At 41.7% G+C, this 21,200-nt stretch carries 17 protein-coding genes and 1 riboswitch; of the genes, 7 read left to right on the top strand and 10 right to left on the bottom strand.

Annotation, left to right across the window (positions count from 1 at the left end; translation table 11 throughout):
• Positions 1-201: 201 nt before the first annotated feature.
• A complete protein-coding gene (locus tag A0125_RS08860) occupies positions 202-675 on the top strand; it encodes a DinB family protein (RefSeq protein WP_066754738.1) in 474 nt (157 codons plus the stop codon).
• A 66-nt stretch (positions 676-741) separates the two neighbouring features.
• Here A0125_RS08860 and A0125_RS08855 read toward each other — a convergent pair whose 3' ends face one another.
• The 9 genes from A0125_RS08855 to A0125_RS08815 all read right to left on the bottom strand — a co-directional run bounded on the left by A0125_RS08855 (position 742) and on the right by A0125_RS08815 (position 10,254).
• Positions 742-1,740: a helix-turn-helix transcriptional regulator gene (locus tag A0125_RS08855; protein ID WP_082784979.1), complete on the bottom strand. Its 999-nt coding sequence runs from the start codon at positions 1,738-1,740 to the stop codon at positions 742-744.
• Positions 1,741-2,024: 284 nt separating this feature from the next.
• Positions 2,025-2,384 carry a CoA-binding protein gene (locus A0125_RS08850; RefSeq protein WP_066754734.1) on the bottom strand — a complete coding sequence of 120 codons (360 nt, stop codon included), beginning with the start codon at positions 2,382-2,384 and terminating at the stop codon, positions 2,025-2,027.
• A 17-nt stretch (positions 2,385-2,401) separates the two neighbouring features.
• The gene (locus tag A0125_RS08845) at positions 2,402-3,532 is read right to left on the bottom strand and encodes a serine hydrolase domain-containing protein (protein ID WP_066754732.1); all 1,131 of its coding nucleotides are present in this window, start codon (positions 3,530-3,532) and stop codon (positions 2,402-2,404) included.
• 122 nt (positions 3,533-3,654) lie between these two features.
• Positions 3,655-5,325 (bottom strand): 2-oxo acid dehydrogenase subunit E2, encoded by a 1,671-nt coding sequence (locus tag A0125_RS08840; RefSeq protein WP_066754730.1) that lies wholly within the window; start codon positions 5,323-5,325, stop codon positions 3,655-3,657.
• 44 nt (positions 5,326-5,369) lie between these two features.
• Positions 5,370-6,365, bottom strand: a complete 996-nt coding sequence (gene pdhA, locus A0125_RS08835; RefSeq protein WP_066754728.1) for a pyruvate dehydrogenase (acetyl-transferring) E1 component subunit alpha — start codon at positions 6,363-6,365, stop codon at positions 5,370-5,372.
• Positions 6,366-6,454: 89 nt separating this feature from the next.
• Entirely contained in the window at positions 6,455-7,855 is a 1,401-nt protein-coding gene (gene hisS, locus A0125_RS08830; protein WP_066754726.1) for a histidine--tRNA ligase, read from the bottom strand.
• A gap of 61 nt (positions 7,856-7,916) precedes the next feature.
• On the bottom strand, positions 7,917-8,654 hold the full coding sequence (gene rnc, locus A0125_RS08825) for a ribonuclease III (protein WP_066754724.1): 738 nt from the start codon (positions 8,652-8,654) through the stop codon (positions 7,917-7,919).
• An 83-nt stretch (positions 8,655-8,737) separates the two neighbouring features.
• Positions 8,738-9,991 carry a beta-ketoacyl-ACP synthase II gene (gene fabF / locus A0125_RS08820; RefSeq protein ID WP_066754722.1) on the bottom strand — a complete coding sequence of 418 codons (1,254 nt, stop codon included), beginning with the start codon at positions 9,989-9,991 and terminating at the stop codon, positions 8,738-8,740.
• Positions 9,992-10,017: 26 nt separating this feature from the next.
• Positions 10,018-10,254, bottom strand: coding sequence for an acyl carrier protein (locus tag A0125_RS08815; protein WP_066754720.1), 237 nt, complete (start codon positions 10,252-10,254; stop codon positions 10,018-10,020).
• Between the two features lie 284 nt (positions 10,255-10,538).
• Here A0125_RS08815 and A0125_RS08805 point away from each other — a divergent pair, with 284 nt between their 5' ends.
• From A0125_RS08805 to A0125_RS15860, 6 genes are all read left to right on the top strand, one after another.
• Complete coding sequence (locus A0125_RS08805; RefSeq protein WP_066754716.1) at positions 10,539-11,039, top strand: IPExxxVDY family protein; 501 nt, start codon at positions 10,539-10,541, stop codon at positions 11,037-11,039.
• Between the two features lie 116 nt (positions 11,040-11,155).
• Positions 11,156-12,589: a pyruvate kinase gene (pyk, locus tag A0125_RS08800; protein ID WP_066754714.1), complete on the top strand. Its 1,434-nt coding sequence runs from the start codon at positions 11,156-11,158 to the stop codon at positions 12,587-12,589.
• A 169-nt stretch (positions 12,590-12,758) separates the two neighbouring features.
• A complete protein-coding gene (locus A0125_RS08795; RefSeq protein ID WP_066754712.1) occupies positions 12,759-14,642 on the top strand; it encodes a sensor histidine kinase in 1,884 nt (627 codons plus the stop codon).
• 26 nt (positions 14,643-14,668) lie between these two features.
• Positions 14,669-15,358 (top strand): response regulator transcription factor, encoded by a 690-nt coding sequence (locus tag A0125_RS08790; RefSeq protein WP_066754710.1) that lies wholly within the window; start codon positions 14,669-14,671, stop codon positions 15,356-15,358.
• A gap of 66 nt (positions 15,359-15,424) precedes the next feature.
• A riboswitch (SAM riboswitch) is annotated at positions 15,425-15,542 on the top strand.
• A 72-nt stretch (positions 15,543-15,614) separates the two neighbouring features.
• Positions 15,615-17,927, top strand: coding sequence for a 5-methyltetrahydropteroyltriglutamate--homocysteine S-methyltransferase (gene metE / locus A0125_RS08785; protein ID WP_066754706.1), 2,313 nt, complete (start codon positions 15,615-15,617; stop codon positions 17,925-17,927).
• Between the two features lie 150 nt (positions 17,928-18,077).
• Positions 18,078-18,254, top strand: a complete 177-nt coding sequence (locus tag A0125_RS15860) for a hypothetical protein (RefSeq protein WP_197464838.1) — start codon at positions 18,078-18,080, stop codon at positions 18,252-18,254.
• 83 nt (positions 18,255-18,337) lie between these two features.
• On the opposite strand, the gene A0125_RS08780 is transcribed toward A0125_RS15860, so the two are convergent.
• On the bottom strand, positions 18,338-21,064 hold the full coding sequence (locus A0125_RS08780) for a cation-transporting P-type ATPase (RefSeq protein ID WP_066754704.1): 2,727 nt from the start codon (positions 21,062-21,064) through the stop codon (positions 18,338-18,340).
• Positions 21,065-21,200: the final 136 nt, after the last annotated feature.

Genomic DNA, 21,200 nt, shown 5'->3' with positions numbered 1-21,200 from the left:
TAACTATCAAATAGTTAGTGCATTATTTTTTAAAAGTTATTCATAGATCCATGCATCAGAACTCGATGACTATGTAGTAGATCCATCAGCTATTTTGAATTAAATAGAAATTTCAATTATACTACTGACAGACAGCTGTCATCGACCATCGGTATGTTTGCACCATACATTTATCTATAACATATCATTTAAAACAGCATTATGAACACAGCAATTCTTTCAAAACACGATTTACTGAATCATTGGTTAGAACATCGCAATTTGACGCGACGCACTTTAGAAAAATTTCCTGAAGACCATCTGTTTACCTTTAAAGTGGATCAAATGCGTACTTTTGCCGATCTGATCAAGGAGCTACTCAGCCTAGCTGTACCGGGGTTGCATGGCATTGTGCATCACGAAAGCAAACCTTACGACCACGATTTGCCATATACTAACAAGGAAGAATTACTAAAAGCTTGGGACGAAGCTACGCCGCAGATCGAGAAGTTGTTTTTGCAGATTCCTGAAGAAAGATTTGCAGATGACTACAATCTATTTGGTCAGTACAATTTCCCGATTATACATAACATCTTATATTTCATTGATAATGAAATACACCATCGCGGCCAAGGTTTTGTATACCTAAGGCTACTAGGTATCGAACCACCTTTTTTCTGGGATCGTAGCAAATAGGCGATTTTGTTCTTCCGCATAACACCAAAGCAGGAGTCACACTATAGTGTGACTCCTGCTTTGGTGTTATGCGGATTCTTGATCAAGCTTTTTTAAATTATCTTCTAATAACTTCCGAATGCGGAGTTTAAGTTGAGGAGGCTCGATGATACGAGCCTGATCGCCAAACATCATAAACCAACGTGCAAATTGTTCTTCTACATTATCGGTCTGAAAATGCATTTCGACTTCACCATCTAAAACTACTTCGTGCGTAAAACCATAATGTAGCCTATCCCAATTTAAAAAACGAGCTATTGCGTGATCTACACGGATAATCACTGTAATTTTAGGGCTTGGATTTTTCTTCTCTAGGTAGAATGCGAGATTTTGATGCACTTGTGAATGGGAGTCTGTAGTAAGTCGAATATAGTGCATCCGATCCATACGAAACTGCCGATAATCTTGCCGAAGCTGGCAATAAGCCATGACATACCAAAAACGGCCTTCAATAAAGACACCTACCGGTTCTATAATCCGGTCATCGGGCGTAGAGCTATCTGGTTTTTGATATCGGAGATGCACACATCGTTTGGATACAATACTTTCTATTAATACACTTAGACCATCTGGTAATTCTTGGTTAAAAACATGCTCCATACCATGCACCAGCACCTGTGCATTTGCATCTTCAAGATGCTGCTTTTCGGAGTAGCGTAGCAAGGCTTTCATCTTGCTGATTGCCGTTGTAAAATTGTGGGATAGTTGCTTGTCTGTATATTGTCCAACCAGTTTTTCTGCCGCCAGAAAGCTCAATGCTTCTTCGCGGGTGAAAGGAATTGCTGGCAGCCGATATTCAGGCATTATTGAATATCCGGCACCAGCTTCGCCGTAGACAGGAACACCGGCTTGCAACAAGGACTGAACATCGCGATAGATTGTACGAACACTAACCTGAAATTGAGTAGATAGATCGGCCGCAGTGACGACACGCTTTGTCTGTAAATAAATATAAATTGATAATATTCTATCAAATCTTTTCTTGATATCCGACATACTACTCAAAGATACATAATCGCTGTTCATACGCTAGTTGTTAAAACATTGTTAAACCTATTTTCTACATTTCAAATGGCACAGATATTGATGGTTTGATTGTATTCATAATTTAGGTTAATAATTGGTTAGTTAGTGAAACACCTGAGGTTCCCCGCTTCAGGTGTTTCTTTTTTTGAGACTATCATCTACCATTTAGCACTTATTGTACTTTCTTCACAAAGTCTATCACCTTCTGGAGCATATCACAAAACAGAAAAAGGCGACATCTCATAGATACCGCCTTTACAAATGATTATTGGCTTGACTACGTACTAAAATTGGCCTGTATTGAGCATGACAAGCGTACATGCTTCTACCACCTCAATACCCGCTGCTGATGCTTTTTCACGCAACTCTGGATTCTCTGTACCAGGATTCATGATCAAGCGCTTTGGTTTTGTATTTATAATATAGTCATAATATACTGCTTGATTTCTCGGGCCTACATATAATGTGATCGTATCGATATCTGTATGTACTTGCTCTGCAGGCTCGATCTCTACTCCTGCTACGGATCCTTGTTTCAATCCGACGTTGACGATAGTGTGCCCTTTGCGTGTCAGTTTATTCGCTACTAAGTATGAGTATCTCGCTGGGTTTGTGCTCGCGCCCAATATCAATGTCTTTTTCATATCGTATTCAAGTTTATTTAATTTACCAAATCGCCATTTGAGTTGTAAGCGTTCTGTCTCAAAATAGGCATTTTTAAGATTTTATACAAGTCGTCTAGCTGATTTAAACTACCGTTTGCCATATTAGTTAACAAAACTATGGTGATATCGTTTTGAAGATCGCGTACATATAAACTTTTGAATCCATGCCACCAACCTGTATGGTATACGATCGGATTATTGGGCGGAGTAAATGTGCGCCAACCATATCCATAACTGAATAAACTACGACGTGCATCGCTGCGTGCTACATAACTAGAATCTTGGGTTTGTTGCTTCAGCAAACGGCCATCTCGCAACGCTCGATCAAAGAGAAATAGATCTTGCACGGTACTATAAGCTCCTTTATCTCCTACCGGCCCATCCAAATAATTTTGCACAACCGATCTTCGCCAAGTTTTGTCATGCCCGATCACATCCGTAGGAATCTTTTCGTAAACGGCACGTGAAAGTATGGCTGTATTTTTCATCCCGGCAGGCCTAAATACGTTTTCTTTCATATAAACGGCAAAATCTTGTCCTGTTACTTTCTCAACGATCGAAGCCAAGACCATAAAATTGGAATTGTTATAATGAAATCGACCGTCTGGCGCACCATAACGATTAGGCTTATGTTCGGCCAATAAAGCCATGGCATCCATATTACTCATTCCCTTTTTGCGATCTTTCCAATGGTCTTCCGAAAAGTAAACATAATTGGGCAATCCCGAGCGATGTGATAAGAGCTGTTGAATCGTAACACCGGGAAACGGAAAATCGGGAAAAAACTCCGTGACGGTCTGATCCAGTCTCAACTTTCCGGCTTCTACCAATTGCATCACACCTACACCAGTCAACGGCTTGGATACGGATGCTAACTCAAAACGCGAATCAATATGCAAACTATCTTTTAACAAGTAGTTGGCCCAGCCAAATGCATTTTGATAGATTATTTTGCCCTTTTTGGCCACTAGAACGTTGCCATTGAAACCTTTGCGATGCAAGTTGCGCATAAACTGATCAATCTCCGCATCCGCATTAGCCGGATCGTATACGAGCGCAATACTATCGAGGTTTGCTTGCTTCTGCTCGGCCTGCTCTTGCTTCTCTTCTGAAGAGGCACAGGACATAAAAAAACAAGCACTAATTAATAGGGAAAATAGGGTAAAATTCACGTTGTAATTGTAATTAAAAATTCGCTATAATAAAAAAGCCACTTCTAATGAAGTGGCCTTAAATATAAGAAATCGGGTTACGCCAACAAACGAATTGGCGATTCGATCAAACTTTTTACAGTCTGTAAGAATGCAGCACCCGTTGCGCCATCCACGACACGGTGGTCACATCCCAATGTCACTTTCATCACATTGCCTGGTACTACTGCGCCGTTCTTTACGACAGGTACTTGCTGGATTGCTCCAACAGATAAGATAGCTCCGTCTGGCGAGTTGATGATCGACGTAAATTCGTCAATACCAAACATACCTAAGTTGGATACGGTGAAGGTAGAACCTTCCCAATCCGATGGCTGAAGCTTTTTCGCTTTCGCTTTACCGGCGAAATCTTTTACTTCGGCAGAAATGTGTGATAATGATTTGCCATCTGCAAAACGTACTACTGGTACCAGAAGTCCATCTTCTACTGCGATCGCTACACCAATATTGGTATGCTCATTATATCTCACTTTGTCACCTTGCCATGAAGAATTCACGTTTGGATGCTTTTTCAAAGCTACTGCTACCGCTTTGATCACGATATCGTTGAAGGAAACTTTTACTGGAGCTACTTCGTTGATCTGAGCACGAGCAGCCATCGCATTATCCATATCCAGACTGATAGTAAGGTAGAAATGTGGCGCAGTAAAGAGTGATTCTGACAATCGACGCGCAATTGTTTTACGCATTTGATTTACTGGTTTCTCAGTATATCGCTCTTCGCCGATGTATTGTGGAATGCTGATCGTAGTTTTTTCTGAAGATGCCGCTGTAGACGAGGCTTCTTTAGCAGGAGCAGATTCCTTCGCCGAAGGCGTAAAGTCTTCTACATCTTTCTTCACGATACGGCCGCCTTCGGCAGAGCCTTTCACCTGAGTTAGATCAATTCCTTTATCTTTTGCAATCTTGCGAGCTAAAGGAGAAGCTTTTACACGTGCATCATCAGATGATGATGACGTATTTTCTTCTTTCGCAGAAGTATCTTCTTTTTTCTCTGCTGATTTTTCTTCTTTCTTATCTTCTGATGAAGATTTTGATGGCGAAGATTTCTTGTTCAACAATGGTTTGATATCGGTACCTTCTGGCCCTACGATCGCAATGATTTCGTTCACTTGGGCAGCATCACCAGCCTCGACTCCGATGTACAACAATGTACCGTCTGCATATGCAGTTACTTCCATTGTTGCTTTATCGGTCTCCACATCAGCGATTGCATCATCAGATTTGATTTCATCACCGACTTTGAAATTCCATTGTGCAATGACGCCTTCTTTCATGGTATCACTCAACAACGGCATTGTAATTACTGTGACACCAAGATCTTCGGCCGAAACATCATCTCCTGCCGCATCGTCTTCTTCCGCTTCTTCTTTTTTATCGGATGATGCTGTTTTTTGTTCTTCTTTATCTTCCGATTTGCTTTCGCTAGAAGATGAGCCACCGTCTTTCAGTAAGGATTCGTATTCTTCACCTTCTTCACCAAGCACGGCGATGACAGCATCAATTTCTACTGCTTCACCTTCTTTCGGACCTATATAAAGGATGGTACCTTCTTGATAGGACTCAAAGTCCATCGTTGCTTTATCGGTCTCGACCTCTGCGATCAAATCGCCAGAGCTTACTTTGTCGCCAACTTTTTTGTGCCATTTTGCGATAACCCCTTCGGTCATGGTATCGCTCATTTTGGGCATTTTTACTACTTCAGCCATTTGGTAGGATTCTAATCTATTTAGTTAAAGTAATTCTCTTATTATTAATCCATAATGAATGGATAGTCTTCCTGCACGTATACATCCTTATAGATTTCAGATGCATCTGGGTATTCGGACTCTTCAGCAAATTTCACCGATTGCTCGACTTCCTTCTTTACGCCATCTTCGATCTCTTTGAACCATGCTTCATCCGCATACTTGTTTTCCAAGATAGCGTGCTTTACATTGATTAGTGGATCTCTGCCCTTGTACTCTTCTAATTCGTCTTTGGTACGGTATTTAGCGGGGTCAGACATGGAGTGCCCTTTATAACGGTAAGTGCGAATTTCTAAAAATGTCGGTCCTTCACCAGCGCGTGCGCGTTGCACTGCTTCATCCATCGCATTGTGTACCGCTACGACATCCATTCCATCCACAGGTGCGCTTGGCATATCGAAGCCCAATCCCATTTTGTAGATATCTTGCATGTTTGTGGTACGTTTTACAGAAGTTCCCATGGCATAGCCGTTGTTTTCACAAACGAATACTACTGGTAATTTCCATAACATTGCCATGTTCAATGTTTCGTTGAACGCACCTTGGCGAACAGCGCCATCACCCATATAGCAAATATTGACGTTATTGGTTCCTAGATATTTCTCCGCAAATGCGATACCCGCACCTAATGGAATTTGCCCACCAACGATACCATGGCCACCCATGAATTTGTGTTCTTTTGAGAAGAAGTGCATCGATCCGCCTTTACCTTTGGAACAGCCCGTAGCTTTACCAAATAGCTCAGCCATACATGCATCTGCAGATATACCTTTTGCCAACGCATGAGCGTGGTCGCGGTATGCCGTAATCATAGAATCTTCTGGATTGATCACCGACATAGTACCTGCAACTACGGCTTCTTGACCGATGTACAAGTGACAAAAACCACGAATTTTCTGCTGTCCATATAGCTGGCCTGCTTTCTCTTCAAATTTACGCATGAGTAGCATGGACTTGTACCACTCTAGATAAGTTTCTTTCGTTATAGGTGTTGAACTCATTTCTAAGTATTGAATTTCTTATTATTCTGACTACAAATCTAATAATTAATCGCGACATATGTGCCATGGCTTTAGCCGATCGCACGATATTATGCCTGAGAAAGTGACGAACGTATTTTTTCGACTGCTGCTGATTCGTCGAGGGTCACTTGCTCACCTGTTTTCATGTCTTTAACGGCGATGGTATTTGTATTTACTTCTTCTTCTCCTACCAACCAGACAAAAGGTATGCCTTTACCATTCGCGTAGCTCATTTGCTTTTTTAATTTTGAAGGCTCGGGATACATTTCGGCTGCGACACCTTGTTCACGAAGACGATTCACCATCGGCAAGGTATGGCGTTCCAAATTTTTCTCGAAGTTACAGATGAGTACTTGTGTAGTGGCAGAAGACTGTTCAGGAAACAAGCCTAACTCTTCGAGCACATCGTAGATACGATCTGCTCCAAAAGACACTCCTACACCTGTTAGATTTTTGAGACCAAACATTCCTGTCAGATCATCGTAACGGCCGCCACCGCCTATACTTCCCATTTGCACTTCATTGGTCTTCACCTCAAAAATACAGCCAGTGTAATAGTTGAGACCACGTGCCAGTGTAATATCTACTTCTACAGCGTTGGAAAGTACTTCACCGGTGGTATCTAATGCGGCGATATACGCAAAAACTTCTTCTAGTTCTGCTACGCCGGCCAAACCAACGGATGAGGAAGCCAATACTGTTTTTAAGGCTTCTAACTTCTCTGTATTCGTACCGGATAATAGGATAATTGGCTCCAAGACTGTCAAATCCTGATCCGTAAAACCACGCTCTAAAAGTTCTTTATTAACGCCTTCTAAGCCAATTTTATCCAATTTATCGATGGCCACTGTCATATCTACGATCAGCTCGGGCTTGCCAAGAACTTCTGCGATGCCAGATAGGATCTTGCGATTGTTGATCTTAATATCGAAATCCTGTAACCCCAACGCGCGCAGCGCTTCGTGATAAATGAGCACAAACTCCGCTTCGTTGAGCAAAGACGTGGAGCCGACCACATCTACATCACATTGATAAAACTCGCGATAGCGACCACGCTGTGGTCGATCGGCACGCCATACCGGCTGAATTTGAAAACGCTTAAATGGCAGGCTAATATCATTCTGATGCATCACGACATAACGCGCGAATGGCACGGTAAGATCATAGCGAAGTGCTTTTTCTGAAATTTGTGGAACAAGCTTAAGCGAATTCTTATCGGCTAGTAACGATTCGGATGCTTTGGCCAAATAATCGCCAGAATTCAAAATTTTAAAGATCAATCGATCTCCCTCTTCACCATACTTACCGGTCAGTGTTGCTAGGTTTTCGAACGAAGGTGTCTGTATTTCGTTATATCCGTATTTACGGAAGATCACGCGCAGCGTATTGAAGATATGATTACGCTTCTCCATCTCTATCGGAGAAAAATCGCGCGTACCCTTTGCCAGAGTAGGTTTTACTTGTGCCATGTGGCAAAGGTAATAGAAGAAAGTGATATGTAAAAAGGTTTACGCATCGAAGGATGATCGTTTATTCTACATCTATAATTTTGAGGTATTCGCAGGCTTTTTCGGCAGCTAATTTTTCTGCGCTTTTCTTGTTGAAGTCACGACCAATTCCACACTCTTCACCATCTACCATCACTCGTACCGAAAACATTTTTGCCGTCTCGCCTTCTGGATTTGCGATAGGTTCAAAGACGATTTCCTTATTATTATGCTGACACCATTCTATTAAACGACTCTTGAAGTTAGTCTCTGTGATTTCTAAGGTATGAATATCTACGTGTGCCTTTACGATGCGCTCCAATAGCAATTCGCGCGTAAATACATAACCTTTATCCAGATATACAGCACCTATAAGTGCTTCAAAAGCATCGCCAAGTAATGAACCTTGCTTCGCCGAAAAATGAATTAAACGTTTATCGTATTCGATCAATTCATTTAGCCCAAGCTTACGTGATAATTGGTTGAGGTTGGCACGAGAAACAATTTTGGAACGCATCTCCGTCAAAAAACCCTCTCCTTTGTAAGGGTATAGTTTGAATAGAAGCTCTGCAATAACGGAACCTAGAACAGCATCTCCTAAAAACTCTAATCTTTCATTGCTGTTTTTTACCCCTTCTTTAATAGCAACAGCAACGGACTTATGCCGAAAAGCCATTTGGTACAACTTGATATTGCCAGGTACAAATCCCAGTATATTCTTCAGCTTTTTATAATATTTCCGTTTGGGAGAAAGGTATAACTTGTAAACGTTTAGCGCCATGCACGATCCTTAAAAAGAAATAGGTAGCCTCTTCATGAAGACTACCTACCAAATTTTTTATTACTTGTATAATACGATAACCATTACGCTTTATACTTTTTGACAATTACGGTCGCGTTGTGCCCGCCAAAGCCAAATGTATTGCTCAGTGCGGCATTCACCACACGTTTCTGCGCTTTGTTGAAAGTAAAATTCAATTTACTATCGATTTGTGGGTCGTCGGTAAAGTGATTGATCGTCGGTGGGACGATATCATTCTTTACGGCAAGAATAGAGGCAATAGATTCGATCGCGCCTGCTGCTCCCAACAAATGTCCAGTCATCGACTTCGTTGAACTAATATTTAAATTGTATGCATGTTCGCCGAACAGATCTACAATCGCTTTGGTTTCACTGATATCTCCTACTGGAGTAGAAGTGCCGTGTACATTGATGTAATCAATATCAGAAAAATCCATCTCTGCATCTTGAATAGCCATAGTCATGGCCAATTTAGCACCAAGTCCTTCTGGGTGCGAAGCAGTGATATGATAAGCATCAGCACTCATGCCGCCACCTACTACCTCTGCATATATTTTTGCTCCACGAGCTAAAGCGTGCTCTAAACTCTCTAAAACAATCGCGCCAGATCCCTCTCCAGAAACGAAACCATCGCGGTCTTTGTCGAATGGACGGGAAGCCGTTGCTGGATCATCATTACGTGTAGACAAGGCATGCATGGCATTGAATCCGCCGATACCTGCTTCATTTACTGTCGCCTCAGAGCCTCCAGTGATAATGACATCCGCTCTGCCCATTCTGATATACGTAAATGCATCGATTAAAGCATTCGTAGATGAAGCACAAGCAGAAACCGCAGAGAAATTAGGACCACGCAAACCATATCTCATTGAAATATGACCTGGTGCAATATCCACTAGCATCTTAGGAATAAAGAAAGGATTGAATCGCGGTGTACCATCTCCTTTGGAGTAATTGACCACTTCTTCCGTAAAAGTGGTAAGCCCACCAATACCTGATCCCCAGATTACGCCGATTCGATTTCTGTTTAAATTGTCAAAATCAAGATTCGCATCTTTGACAGCTTCATCGGTAGACGCGATGGCATACTGCACAAACGGATCTACCTTGCGTGCCTCTTTCCGATCCATAAACTCGTGCGGATCGAAGCCCTTTACTTCACAAGCAAATTGGGTCTTGAATTTTGATGCATCGAAATGTGTAATAGGAGCAGCGCCACTTACACCATTTATCAAACCATCCCAATATGCTGAGACGGTATTGCCAATAGGTGTAAGTGCGCCTAATCCTGTAACAACTACTCTTTTAAGCTCCATTAAATATGCTTGGCCTAATAAAAATGTTAGTTAACGTTCTTTTCTAAATAAGTGATAGCTTGACCAACTGTACTGATGTTTTCTGCTTGATCGTCTGGAATAGCAACGTTGAATTCTTTTTCAAATTCCATGATCAATTCTACAGTGTCAAGTGAGTCTGCACCTAAATCGTTTGTGAAAGAAGCTTCAGGTGTAACTTCGTTTTCATCAACACCTAATTTTTCAACGATAATAGCTTTTACTCTTGATGCGATATCTGACATGATTCTCTAATTTAATTGTTTAATAAATCTGTGCAAAGAAAAATAAATTTACTCAAAAATCAAACTCTGATTTTGAGAAATACAAATAAAGAACAATTCAGCTGCGCTGTTGTTTTGCAGGATGTGTCTTTCACAGACTATAGACACTCAATAATAGGCATTAATCTACGAATGCACAACTTTAAATTGCCGAAACAATTTAAAAATATAAATATAAACTGGCAACACCAAGTTGTTCACCTCGAAAATACTACCTTTGTGTGTCCACCAAATGGAGACAGCGTGTGAGTAAAATTACGTTTAAACTGGAAACGGACTTTGATCTCGAGTTGGATTTTGTGCTAATCGGGATTAGTTCTTCACTTCGAGATTATCGACTTTGCCATTTTGTAAATAAGCATACAAATCTAGAGCTTACACATGGCAAAGAAGACTACCTTGACCATAAGGGAATACCCAAAGAAAAATCGCGCAATGAGATGGATTACCATATCATTTACGATCAAAGACGCGGAAAAACACCTACGACACAGCATTTCAAAACGTTTAGATACATCAATAACACATACGACCACGAGTATTACCTCATAAGCAATCGAGGTGAAGAAGGTGGATTACTCATCCCGGAGGCTGCTAACTTCGACTACTTTATTCTGATCAAGCATTTTATCGATCAAGACGATTTAAAAAAATTAATCGAGAGCTTAAAGAGTGTCGCAGATATACTTCTGGTAAAAGAAATAGATCCAATAATATTGAAATCCAAAGAAAATCTGATATTTTAGCGATTTATTAAAGTGTAATTGATACACTTATATGGCAAGCGATTGCAAGACTTCTACCTTACAATCACTGCTATAACTACAAGAATTGATTTAAAGAAACATAAATAATAAAGTAAATGGAAAAGCTCAAAAAGCGCACCAAGATCGTCGCCACAATAGGCCCTGCTTCTGCCAATAAGGAAGTTTTGACTCGTTTGATTGCTAAAGGTGTCGATGTATGTCGTCTAAACTTCTCTCACGGTGCGCAAGAGGATCATTTGAAAGTGATCAACACAATCAATGAGATCAATCAGGAAAATCCATTTAATGTTGGTATCCTAGCCGACCTTCAAGGTCCGAAAATCCGGATCGGAAAAATGAAAGAAGGTGGTGCTATTTTGGTGAATGGTAGCCGTGTAGAAATCACGACTCAGGAAAAAATCGGAGACGAAAACAGCATTTATATCACTTACCAGAACTTCCCGAACGATGTTAAGGAAAATGAGGTTATCTTGTTGGATGATGGGAAATTACAACTTCGTGTTATTTCTACTAATCGCAAAGATACCGTTACGTGTACGGTAGTACATGGTGGTATCTTGACTTCTCGTAAAGGTGTGAACCTTCCAAACACGAAAGTATCTATCCCTTCTCTAACAGAAGAGGATTTAGACAATTTGGACTTTGCTTTGGATCATGGTGCAGACTGGATCGCGATGTCATTCGTACGTTCGGCAGATGACATTATTCAATGCAAAGAAATCATCGCTAAAAAAGGATCACAAGCTAAAATAATTGCCAAAATCGAGAAACCAGAGGCCATCGAAAATATTGATGCAATCATCGCAGAAACTGACGCGATCATGGTAGCTCGTGGTGACTTGGGAGTCGAACTTCCGATGGAAGAGGTACCGGGCTTACAGAAAATCATCGTACAAAAATGTCGTGATCTATCTAAACCAGTGATCATCGCGACACAAATGTTGGAAACGATGACAACTACGCCACGTCCTACACGTGCCGAAGTAAATGATGTCGCCAACTCCGTATTGGATGGTGCTGATGCCGTGATGTTAAGTGGTGAAACTTCAGTAGGTGAATTCCCAGAGATCGTGATCGAAACCATGGCAAAAATCATTACGCACGTAGAATCTACTTCTTATCCATATTATAGTGATAAAGAAAACGGCGAATCAGTCAACATCACAAAAGTAGCTGACGCGATTTGCAATAGTTCGATCTTCTTGGCAGAAAAAACAAATGCTTCCGCTATTGTAGCCATGACATCTTCTGGATACACAGCTCTAGAAATCGCTAGTTTCCGCCCGAATGCAGACATCTATGTATTTACTGGTAACAAAAAATTATTAACCATGCTAAGTTTAGTATGGGGCGTACAGACATTTATCTATGATAAATTTGAAAGTACAGACGGTACTATTCAGGATGTCAACGAATTACTTAAAATGCACAAATTGGTAAATCCTGGACAGATCGTCATCAATACGGCTTCTACTCCATTACATGCCAAAGGTAGAACGAATACAATCCGTGTTTCTGAAGTACAGTAATTCACGATATTAGTTTTATAAATATTATATTTAAACAGTCACCAAGGCGAGCCTTGGTGACTGTTTTGCTTTACTACGATTTGCTTCTCACGCCAAATAACTGTACTAAACGCTGTTAAATTGTGTTAAAGTCCCTACAGACCGCATTTGCCTAATTATTTTTGCAACTATGAAGAAGAGAAGTATTACCTTAATTATTTGGTTCATGTCTATTGCGCTACTAGGTGTGATGGCCATGCAATACTACTTCATTCGACAATCCTATATTCAGAAATCTCAGATATTTGACGAAAGCGTGAATGCCTCATTATCGGTGGTAGCCAACAAAATAGAGCGCCATGAAGTGTATGAATTCACCAAAAAACAAGCCAAGCTCAACCAAGCAAAGTTCGCAGAAGATCAAAAAATACAACGTGAAAAAGAGATTATCTTGGCCGAACAAATTGCGCTACAAGACGAAATCAACAAACTACGAGTAAAGAATTTTGATGCCCGGGATCGCTACAGAAACGAAGAAGAAGATCTCAAAAGAAACTTCCCGAATGCAGCGTATGTAAGCAACACCTTCTTCGAAACCTACGTACGAAGGAAAGATTTTCATCACCTCATCACGTTTTCTATTGAGAAGAGTTACGACATTTTGGATCCGACTCTTCCAACGATATCCACCGTAGTAGGTGCTAGCAAACGTATTGCTGAAGTCGCTGCGCGAGATGATAGCACCCGTTTTATCATTCCAATTGTCAATGACGCAACACTACAAGTGCACTCCTTTGCTTGGGCTACTCTCCCGCCCACCGAAGATGCAGCTACGCGTTTGCGATTGCAAGAAGCAGAGCAAGAATTAAAGAAACTAAACTACAGAAAGCTATCCGTTGCGACAGATTTGTACGACACAGTGGCCATTCTTGGCGGTAAAGACAATAAAGTTATCGAAGATATCACAACAAGTATTGCGATGTCCAAGCGCCCATTAAAAGAAAGAATCAAGACAGATTTGGCCATGCACTATTTACAAGAAGAGTTGTACAATCGCGGGATCGTATCGCCATTCTTGATGGAGATCCGATCAAACCCCAAAGCACCACTGATTATACAAGCTGCTTCTCAGGTAGATGATGGTGATTTAATGCGACTGAAAGACGCGGTTGAATACAGCACACAACTTTTTCAAGGTGATCAGGGAAAATCCCCCGGCTTATTGTCTATCTATTTCCCATACAAGGAGAGTCACATCGCCAGCAACATGGCCTTTATGGTCATTGCTGTACTAGCTTTACTTTCCTTATTAGTAGGATGTTTTGCATACACTTTGACGATTATTTTTAGACAGAAAAAGATCTCAGAGATGAAAACGGACTTCATTAATAACATGACTCACGAGTTTAAGACACCCGTAGCCACCATCATGATTGCCAGCGAGTCGCTCCGCGACAAAGAGATCGCTTCCAACGAAAGTCGGGTAGCCAAGCTAGCCAACATCATTTATGATGAAAATGTACGCTTGGGATCACATATTGAACGCGTACTCAATATTGCTAGGCTGGAGAAAGAAAACCTCAATATTGAACGCACAAAGGTGCATATGAATGCGCTCGTTGCCAACGTATTGGAGAGTATGCACCTGCAAATGGATAAAGCGGATGGTACATTACAAGTGGATCTGGCTGCTACACATGACGTCGTCATTGGCGATGAGCTTCACCTTTCGAACGTGATCTTTAATCTCTTGGATAATGCCATCAAATACAGCAAAGATACGCCACAAATCACCGTGAAATCGTACAATACAAAGAATAGCATCACCATTTCGGTAGCGGATAAAGGTGTAGGTATGTCCAAGGAGCATCAAGAGAAAATTTTTGACCAATTCTACCGCATACCTACAGGTAATATTCACAATGTAAAAGGCTTCGGGCTAGGGCTAAGCTACGTCAATAACATTATCAAGATACTAAACGGCAAGATCTCTGTAAAAAGCGAACGGGATAAAGGCACACAATTTGAGGTAACATTACCACTCCAAGCTACCGACAGTACAAGCAGGGCTTGATTATCAATATTTATTAAAACAAACTTATGTCTCAAAAAATACTACTAGCAGAAGACGATCCCAATCTAGGCGATCTCTTAAAAGATTACCTCGAACTCAAGGGAAAGTTTGATGTTGTACTGTGCAAAGACGGTGTAGAAGCATTGGAAGCATTTCGAAAAGACGAATTCGATCTATGCATCTTCGATGTGATGATGCCCAAAAAAGATGGTTTCTCTTTAGGAAAAGACATCCGAAAAGTAGATCAGACGGTGCCCATCATTTATGCCACAGCCAAAGGCATGATGGAAGACAAAACACAAGCCTTTGAACTAGGCGGAGATGATTATATCACCAAACCATTTCGCGTAGAAGAACTATTGCTTCGCATTAACGCCTTATTGAAGCGCTCTTCGCGGGACAAGGAGGACGAAACGCCCGATAAATTCGAAATTGGTGGTTATTTCTTCGACTATACCAATCAGGTGATCTCGTACAAGGGACAACAGCAAAAACTATCGACCAAAGAAGCCGAATTACTACGCTTACTTTGCCTGAAAAAGAATGATGTATTGACACGAGAAGAAGCTTTGGTAAAAATTTGGCACGACGACAATTATTTTACCGGCCGAAGCATGGATGTATTCTTAAGTAAGCTTCGAAAATACCTGAAAGAAGATCCTAATGTAGAAATTGTTAACGTTCACGGCAAAGGATACAAGTTATTGGTGAGTTAGGATAGCAATTTTCTGCTCTTTTTGCTAGAAATTTGGAATTTATACATTTGTTACATAAGTTTGTGATGCTTATAGAGAAAGGCAGAGGGAATAGACCCGTTGAAGCCTTGGCAACCTGTCGCTTGGACAAGGTGCTACATTCTACTCTTACCCTTGTACGGGAGCAATAAGAGAAAGATAAGCTGAAGTCACTGTTTCTGGTGCCATTCTCTAATAGCAAGTAATACATCTGAAAAAAAATTAGAGAAATAAAACTATGTTAACTACAAACAACTTAGGTTACCCAAGAGTAGGACCTTTCCGCGAATTGAAAAAAGCGAACGAGGCATATTGGGCAAAAAAAATTAGCCAAGAAGAACTTCTACATACCGCAAAAAGCATTCGTGAAGCCAACTGGAAATTGCAACAAGATAATGGCTTTACCTTGATCCCTTCGAATGATTTTTCATTCTACGATCAAGTATTGGATTTGTCACTTACCATTGGCGCTATTCCAGCGCGTTACCAATCGCTTTTAAACAAGATCGATGGCGACTACAGCTTGGATTTATATTTTGCCTTAGCAAGAGGTTTCCAAGCGGAAGGCGTAGATGTTACGGCGATGGAGATGACCAAATGGTTTGATACCAACTACCACTACATGGTGCCTGAATTCACGAAGAATCAAGAATTCAAATTGACTTCTGAAAAATTCTTAAAAGAATACAACGAAGCCAAATCATTAGGCATCGAAACTAAGCCTGTATTGATCGGGCCTATTACTTACCTATTGTTGGGTAAAGAGAAAGAGGCTGGATTTGACCGTATCGATTTAATCGATCGCCTGTTGCCAGTGTATGAGGAGATCATCTCCAAATTGGCTGCTGCCGGCGCACAATACATACAGATAGACGAGCCGTACTTGGCATTGGATATCGACGAAAAAGTAAAAGGATTGTACAAAACAGTATTCGAAAAATTGAATGCTGCAGCGGGCAATACCAAATTGATCGCGACTACTTACTTCGAGGCTCTAAAAGACAACGAAGATTTGGCGCTAAACCTTCCAGTTCACGCATTACATATCGACTTGGTACGTGGTGAAGATCAATTAGACACGATCTTAGCAAAAGTTCCTGCTACGTTAACGCTTTCATTAGGCGTGGTAGAAGGACGTAACATTTGGAAAAACGATTACGAAAAATCGTTAACTAAGATCCAACAAGCAGTTGATGCATTAGGCAAAGACCGCGTTTGGATAGCACCTGCTTCTTCCCTATTGCACGTACCATTTGATTTGGACAGCGAGACAAACGAAGAATCACTTCCTGCTGAGGTTAAAAACTGGTTGGCTTTTGCGAAACAAAAATTAGCCGAAGTCAAAGATTTAGCTATCCTGGCTGATGGTGAAGTGGATGCTGAAACACAGAAACGTTTCGAAAGCAACAAAGCAGCAGCAGAAAGCCGTCGTACTTCGCCATTGATCCACAGACCAGAGGTAAAAACACGCACCAGCAACATCACCGATGATGATGCGAAACGTACTTCAGTATTTGCTAACCGTAAAGCTGCCCAACAAGAGAAATTCAATCTTCCAGCTTTTGCAACCACGACAATTGGTTCATTTCCACAAACCAAAGATGTCCGTAAATGGCGTGCTGATTTGAAAAAGGGCGCTATCTCGCAGGAGGAATACGATAAAGCGATTGCAGAAGAAACAGAAAACACGATTCGCTTGCAAGAGCAGTTGGATATCGATGTATTAGTACATGGCGAATTCGAACGCAATGATATGGTAGAATATTTCGGCGAGCAATTGGCGGGATATGCTTTCACACAGTACGGTTGGGTACAATCATACGGTTCTCGTTGTGTAAAACCCCCGATCATTTATGGTGATGTATATCGCCCAGAAGATATGACTGTGCGCTGGTCGGCATATGCACAATCATTGACAGACCGTCCAGTAAAAGGAATGTTGACCGGACCGGTTACGATCTTGCAATGGTCATTCGTTCGTAATGATCAACCACGTTCTACCACGACTTACCAAATCGCGTTAGCGATCTTGGACGAGGTACAAGCGTTGGAAAAGGCAGGTATCAAAATCATCCAAATCGACGAGCCAGCTATCCGTGAAGGATTGCCGTTGCGCAAAGCCGATCAAAAAGATTACCTGAACTGGGCAGTACGTGCTTTCCGCGTGTCTTCTTCGAATGTAGCTGATGATACACAGATCCACACGCACATGTGCTACTCGGAGTTCAATAATGTGATTGAAGATATCGCAGCGATGGATGCAGACGTCATCACGATTGAGACTTCTCGTTCGCAAATGAAATTGTTGAATGCATTTGCTGGAGATTTCAAATATCCGAACGATATCGGCCCAGGTGTATACGATATTCACTCACCACGTGTGCCTAGCACTGAGGAGATGGTCGAGCTATTGCGTAAAGCAAAAGCCGTAGTACCAGCAGCACAGCTGTGGGTAAACCCTGACTGTGGATTGAAAACTCGTGCTTGGCCTGAAACCAAAGCGGCGTTGGAATCGATGGTAGAAGCTGCCAAAATTTTACGTGCAGAGTAATCCTCCGCTCGTTAAAATATAAATTACAAAAATAACCCCCGAGACGGCTCGCCGTCTCGGGGGTTATTTTTGTAATTTAAAACCGTATTTCGCGCAACAACGTCAAACATTATGCTTTGCATCTTGTTCTTAATCGTAAACAAAACTATTATGAAAAGATTTATACCAATGGCGTTGCTATTTACGTTAGTCGCCAATCTAATGACAAGCTGTCAAGCCATCGAAGGAATCTTCAAAGCAGGCATGTGGACCGGGGTGATTGTTGTGGTTGCTATTGTAGCATTGATCATTTGGATTATATCCAAAGTAGCTGGCGGGAAGAAATAATTATCAGCCATCGAGGCATTTTATTAATAAGAGCGGCCTGATCAACATTGTTGATCAGGCCGCTCTTGATTTATGTCGGTGTATTAGGCGGTTTGCTCCTCTTTTTTAGAAAGTACAAATTTGCGCACGATCCATTTCTCGATTTCAACAATCACAAAAACCACAACACCTAAGTATACCGGATATTGCCAAAATGATAAAGCTAAAGGTTTCGTGTCAAACACTTCATTCATGAATGGCAAATAGGTAATAGCCGCCTGCAACACAAATAGAATGACAGCGACAATATAGATGGCCTTATTCGTAAAGAATTTGCTATCGAACGCGGTACCATGAATGCTACGACAGTTGAATAGGTGAAACAACTGCGCAATCACGATCGTCTGCATAGTAATGGTTCGGATCGTGCCATTCTCCACTCCCTGAGCTGATAAATGCTGCACCAAATATAACGTACCACCACCAATCAGCACCGACACAAATAGAATTCTCCAGATGAAATAACCACTCAGTAGCGGCTCTTTTTCTTTTCTGGGCGGTCGTTTCATCGTGCCAATCTCCATGTCTTCAAATGCTAATGCGAGAGAAACAGTTACCGAGGTAACCATATTTACCCAAAGGATTTGTAGCGGAGTCATTGGCATAATATAGCCAAAAAGAATACTCGCCATGATCAACAGACTTTCCGCGCCGTTGGTCGGCAAAATGAAGAGAATAGTTTTCTTCAAGTTATCGTAGATGCGTCTTCCTTCTTCTACCGCGTCGACTATTGTGCGGAAGTTATCGTCGGCCAGTACCATTTGCGAAGCATCTTTGGTCACTTCCGTACCTTTAATGCCCATCGCAATGCCGACGTCCGCTTTCTTTAAAGCAGGCGCATCATTTACGCCGTCGCCGGTCATCGCGCAAATCCGTCCTTCGGCTTGCAACGCTTCCACCAAACGCAGTTTGTGCTCTGGACTGGTGCGCGCAAAGATATCGTATTCTTTCACGGCGTTGCGCATTTCTTCGTCGTTCATCTTTTCCAGATCGGCACCACGACAGGCTTTTTCACCGTCGCCAATGCCCATCTCTTTACCAATTGCTTTTGCGGTATCCACATGATCTCCTGTAATCATCTTAACGCGTATACCGGCATCGCTACAAACTTTGATCGCTTCGATGGCTTCATCACGTGGTGGATCGATGATGCCCGCCAAGCCAATCATCACCAAGCCATCTTCCACCTCATCGTGATCAATTTTAGATCCGCTTGATGGCATTTTTTTATACGCTGCTGCAATGAGGCGCTTGCCTTCTTTGGCTAATGCCGATACTTGTTTTTCCCAATAGCTGGCATCCATGTCGATTTCTTCGCCATCCTTTCCCAGCTGTTTGTTGGCCATTTCGATTAGCCGATCCGGAGCTCCTTTTACGTACACCACGCCTTCGCCATCCTGTTCAATGAGCGTGGCCATGTATTTGTAATCTGAATCAAATGGTATAGTAGATTCCCGTTTTGGTTTCTCTTTTTCCAATCCACTCTTCTCATATACGGTAACTAGTGCTCCTTCGGTTGGGTCACCTTTTATCGACCATTCACCGTTTTTATCTTGATCTAATGATGCTTCGTTGCAAATGTAAATGCAGCGCAATAATTCTTGCAGATTGTCTTCCTCCTCTACTTTCACAGTTTTTTCATTTTGCTGTATTTCGCCTTCTTCAGGTGAATATCCGATGCCTGTGACTTCGTATTGCTCATCGGTCAACACAAGATTTTTCACGGTCATTTCATTCCGCGTTAGCGTACCTGTTTTGTCGGAACAGATCACAGAGACAGATCCTAAAGTTTCGACTGAAGGAAGGTTTCGAACAATCGCATTTCGCTTCGCGAGGTTTTGCACACCAATAGCCAAAATAATGGAAAGGATAGCCGGCAAACCTTCGGGAATGGCAGCTACCGCCAAGCCAATGACCGACATCAGCAATTCTTCGGTGTCATAATCTCGGAGATAATAGCCGTAGGCGAATGTCGCGGCAGCTAATACAAGCGTAGCTAGTGCAATGGTTTTCCCAAACTGAGCTGTTTGCCGTAGTAGCGGTGTCGTTAGCTGTGTCACATCCGACATCATCTGATTGATCTTCCCAATCTCTGTATTTTTGCCAATCGCTGTCACCACTCCTTTTCCGGTTCCGTTAGTCACCGTTGTACTGGTGTAGGCCATATTGTTACGATCGCCCAGATCTATATCTTCTTCCAATGGCTCTGTATTTTTTTCCGACGATTCGGATTCACCTGTGAGAGCAGATTCTTCAATCTTAAGGTTATCCGATTCGAATAATCGTAAATCGGCAGGAACTTTATCACCAGCAGACAATAATACAATATCACCGAGCACGACTTCTGTCGCGTCAATTTCTTCCCTTTTGCCATCGCGCAGCACCGTCGCTTTGAGGGATAAGATGCCTTTAATACTTTCAAGTGCCTTTTCTGCTTTCCCCTCTTGTACAAAACCGATTGCGGCATTGATAATAGCCACTAAGATGATGACGATGGTGTCGGTATAGTGTCCTAGGATAGTGGTGACGACCGCAGCAGCGAGTAGGACATAGATCAATACATCGTGAAAATGTTTGATGAACCGTATAAACGTACTTTCTTTTTTCTTTTGTGGAAGTTCATTTCGACCATGCTTTTCCAGTAATTTATCTACTGTCGCTTTCTTTAATCCTTCTAAGGAATCTGCTCCCAGTTTGGTTAATACAGTATCTACATCCTGCGCATGCCAATACTCCGACTTAGCCTTTCCCTCTTGGGTAGAATTTGCCATTTCAAGTAATTATTGGGTGTATGTATAAATTTGATTACTGACTAAACAAGTAAATCTACCCATCTGTTTTAGTATTTTTCTTTCAGCTTTTGGGAGAGTATGGCTTTATCGAAATGAAAAGTGATTAGGAAATATC

The sequence above is a fragment of the Sphingobacterium populi genome (assembly GCF_001586775.1).
GTDB classification, from domain to species: Bacteria; Bacteroidota; Bacteroidia; order Sphingobacteriales; family Sphingobacteriaceae; genus Sphingobacterium; species Sphingobacterium populi.
The sequence above is the reverse complement of the archived record's forward strand: the minus strand, read 5'-3'. Positions and strand labels throughout refer to the sequence as shown.

What these genes read in the sequence shown, in the direction of transcription:
- pyk (WP_066754714.1), top strand. Translation starts at nt 11,156, where the DNA reads ATGGAAAAGCTCAAAAAGCGCACCAAGATCGTCGCCACAATAGGCCCT.
- A0125_RS08795 (WP_066754712.1), top strand. Translation starts at nt 12,759, where the DNA reads ATGAAGAAGAGAAGTATTACCTTAATTATTTGGTTCATGTCTATTGCG.
- rnc (WP_066754724.1), bottom strand. Translation starts at nt 8,654, where the DNA reads ATGGCGCTAAACGTTTACAAGTTATACCTTTCTCCCAAACGGAAATAT.
- pdhA (WP_066754728.1), bottom strand. Translation starts at nt 6,365, where the DNA reads ATGAGTTCAACACCTATAACGAAAGAAACTTATCTAGAGTGGTACAAG.
- A0125_RS08855 (WP_082784979.1), bottom strand. Translation starts at nt 1,740, where the DNA reads ATGAACAGCGATTATGTATCTTTGAGTAGTATGTCGGATATCAAGAAA.
- A0125_RS08780 (WP_066754704.1), bottom strand. Translation starts at nt 21,064, where the DNA reads ATGGCAAATTCTACCCAAGAGGGAAAGGCTAAGTCGGAGTATTGGCAT.
- A0125_RS08815 (WP_066754720.1), bottom strand. Translation starts at nt 10,254, where the DNA reads ATGTCAGATATCGCATCAAGAGTAAAAGCTATTATCGTTGAAAAATTA.
- A0125_RS08860 (WP_066754738.1), top strand. Translation starts at nt 202, where the DNA reads ATGAACACAGCAATTCTTTCAAAACACGATTTACTGAATCATTGGTTA.
- fabF (WP_066754722.1), bottom strand. Translation starts at nt 9,991, where the DNA reads ATGGAGCTTAAAAGAGTAGTTGTTACAGGATTAGGCGCACTTACACCT.
- A0125_RS15860 (WP_197464838.1), top strand. Translation starts at nt 18,078, where the DNA reads ATGAAAAGATTTATACCAATGGCGTTGCTATTTACGTTAGTCGCCAAT.
- metE (WP_066754706.1), top strand. Translation starts at nt 15,615, where the DNA reads ATGTTAACTACAAACAACTTAGGTTACCCAAGAGTAGGACCTTTCCGC.
- A0125_RS08850 (WP_066754734.1), bottom strand. Translation starts at nt 2,384, where the DNA reads ATGAAAAAGACATTGATATTGGGCGCGAGCACAAACCCAGCGAGATAC.
- A0125_RS08845 (WP_066754732.1), bottom strand. Translation starts at nt 3,532, where the DNA reads ATGTCCTGTGCCTCTTCAGAAGAGAAGCAAGAGCAGGCCGAGCAGAAG.
- A0125_RS08840 (WP_066754730.1), bottom strand. Translation starts at nt 5,325, where the DNA reads ATGGCTGAAGTAGTAAAAATGCCCAAAATGAGCGATACCATGACCGAA.
- A0125_RS08790 (WP_066754710.1), top strand. Translation starts at nt 14,669, where the DNA reads ATGTCTCAAAAAATACTACTAGCAGAAGACGATCCCAATCTAGGCGAT.
- hisS (WP_066754726.1), bottom strand. Translation starts at nt 7,855, where the DNA reads ATGGCACAAGTAAAACCTACTCTGGCAAAGGGTACGCGCGATTTTTCT.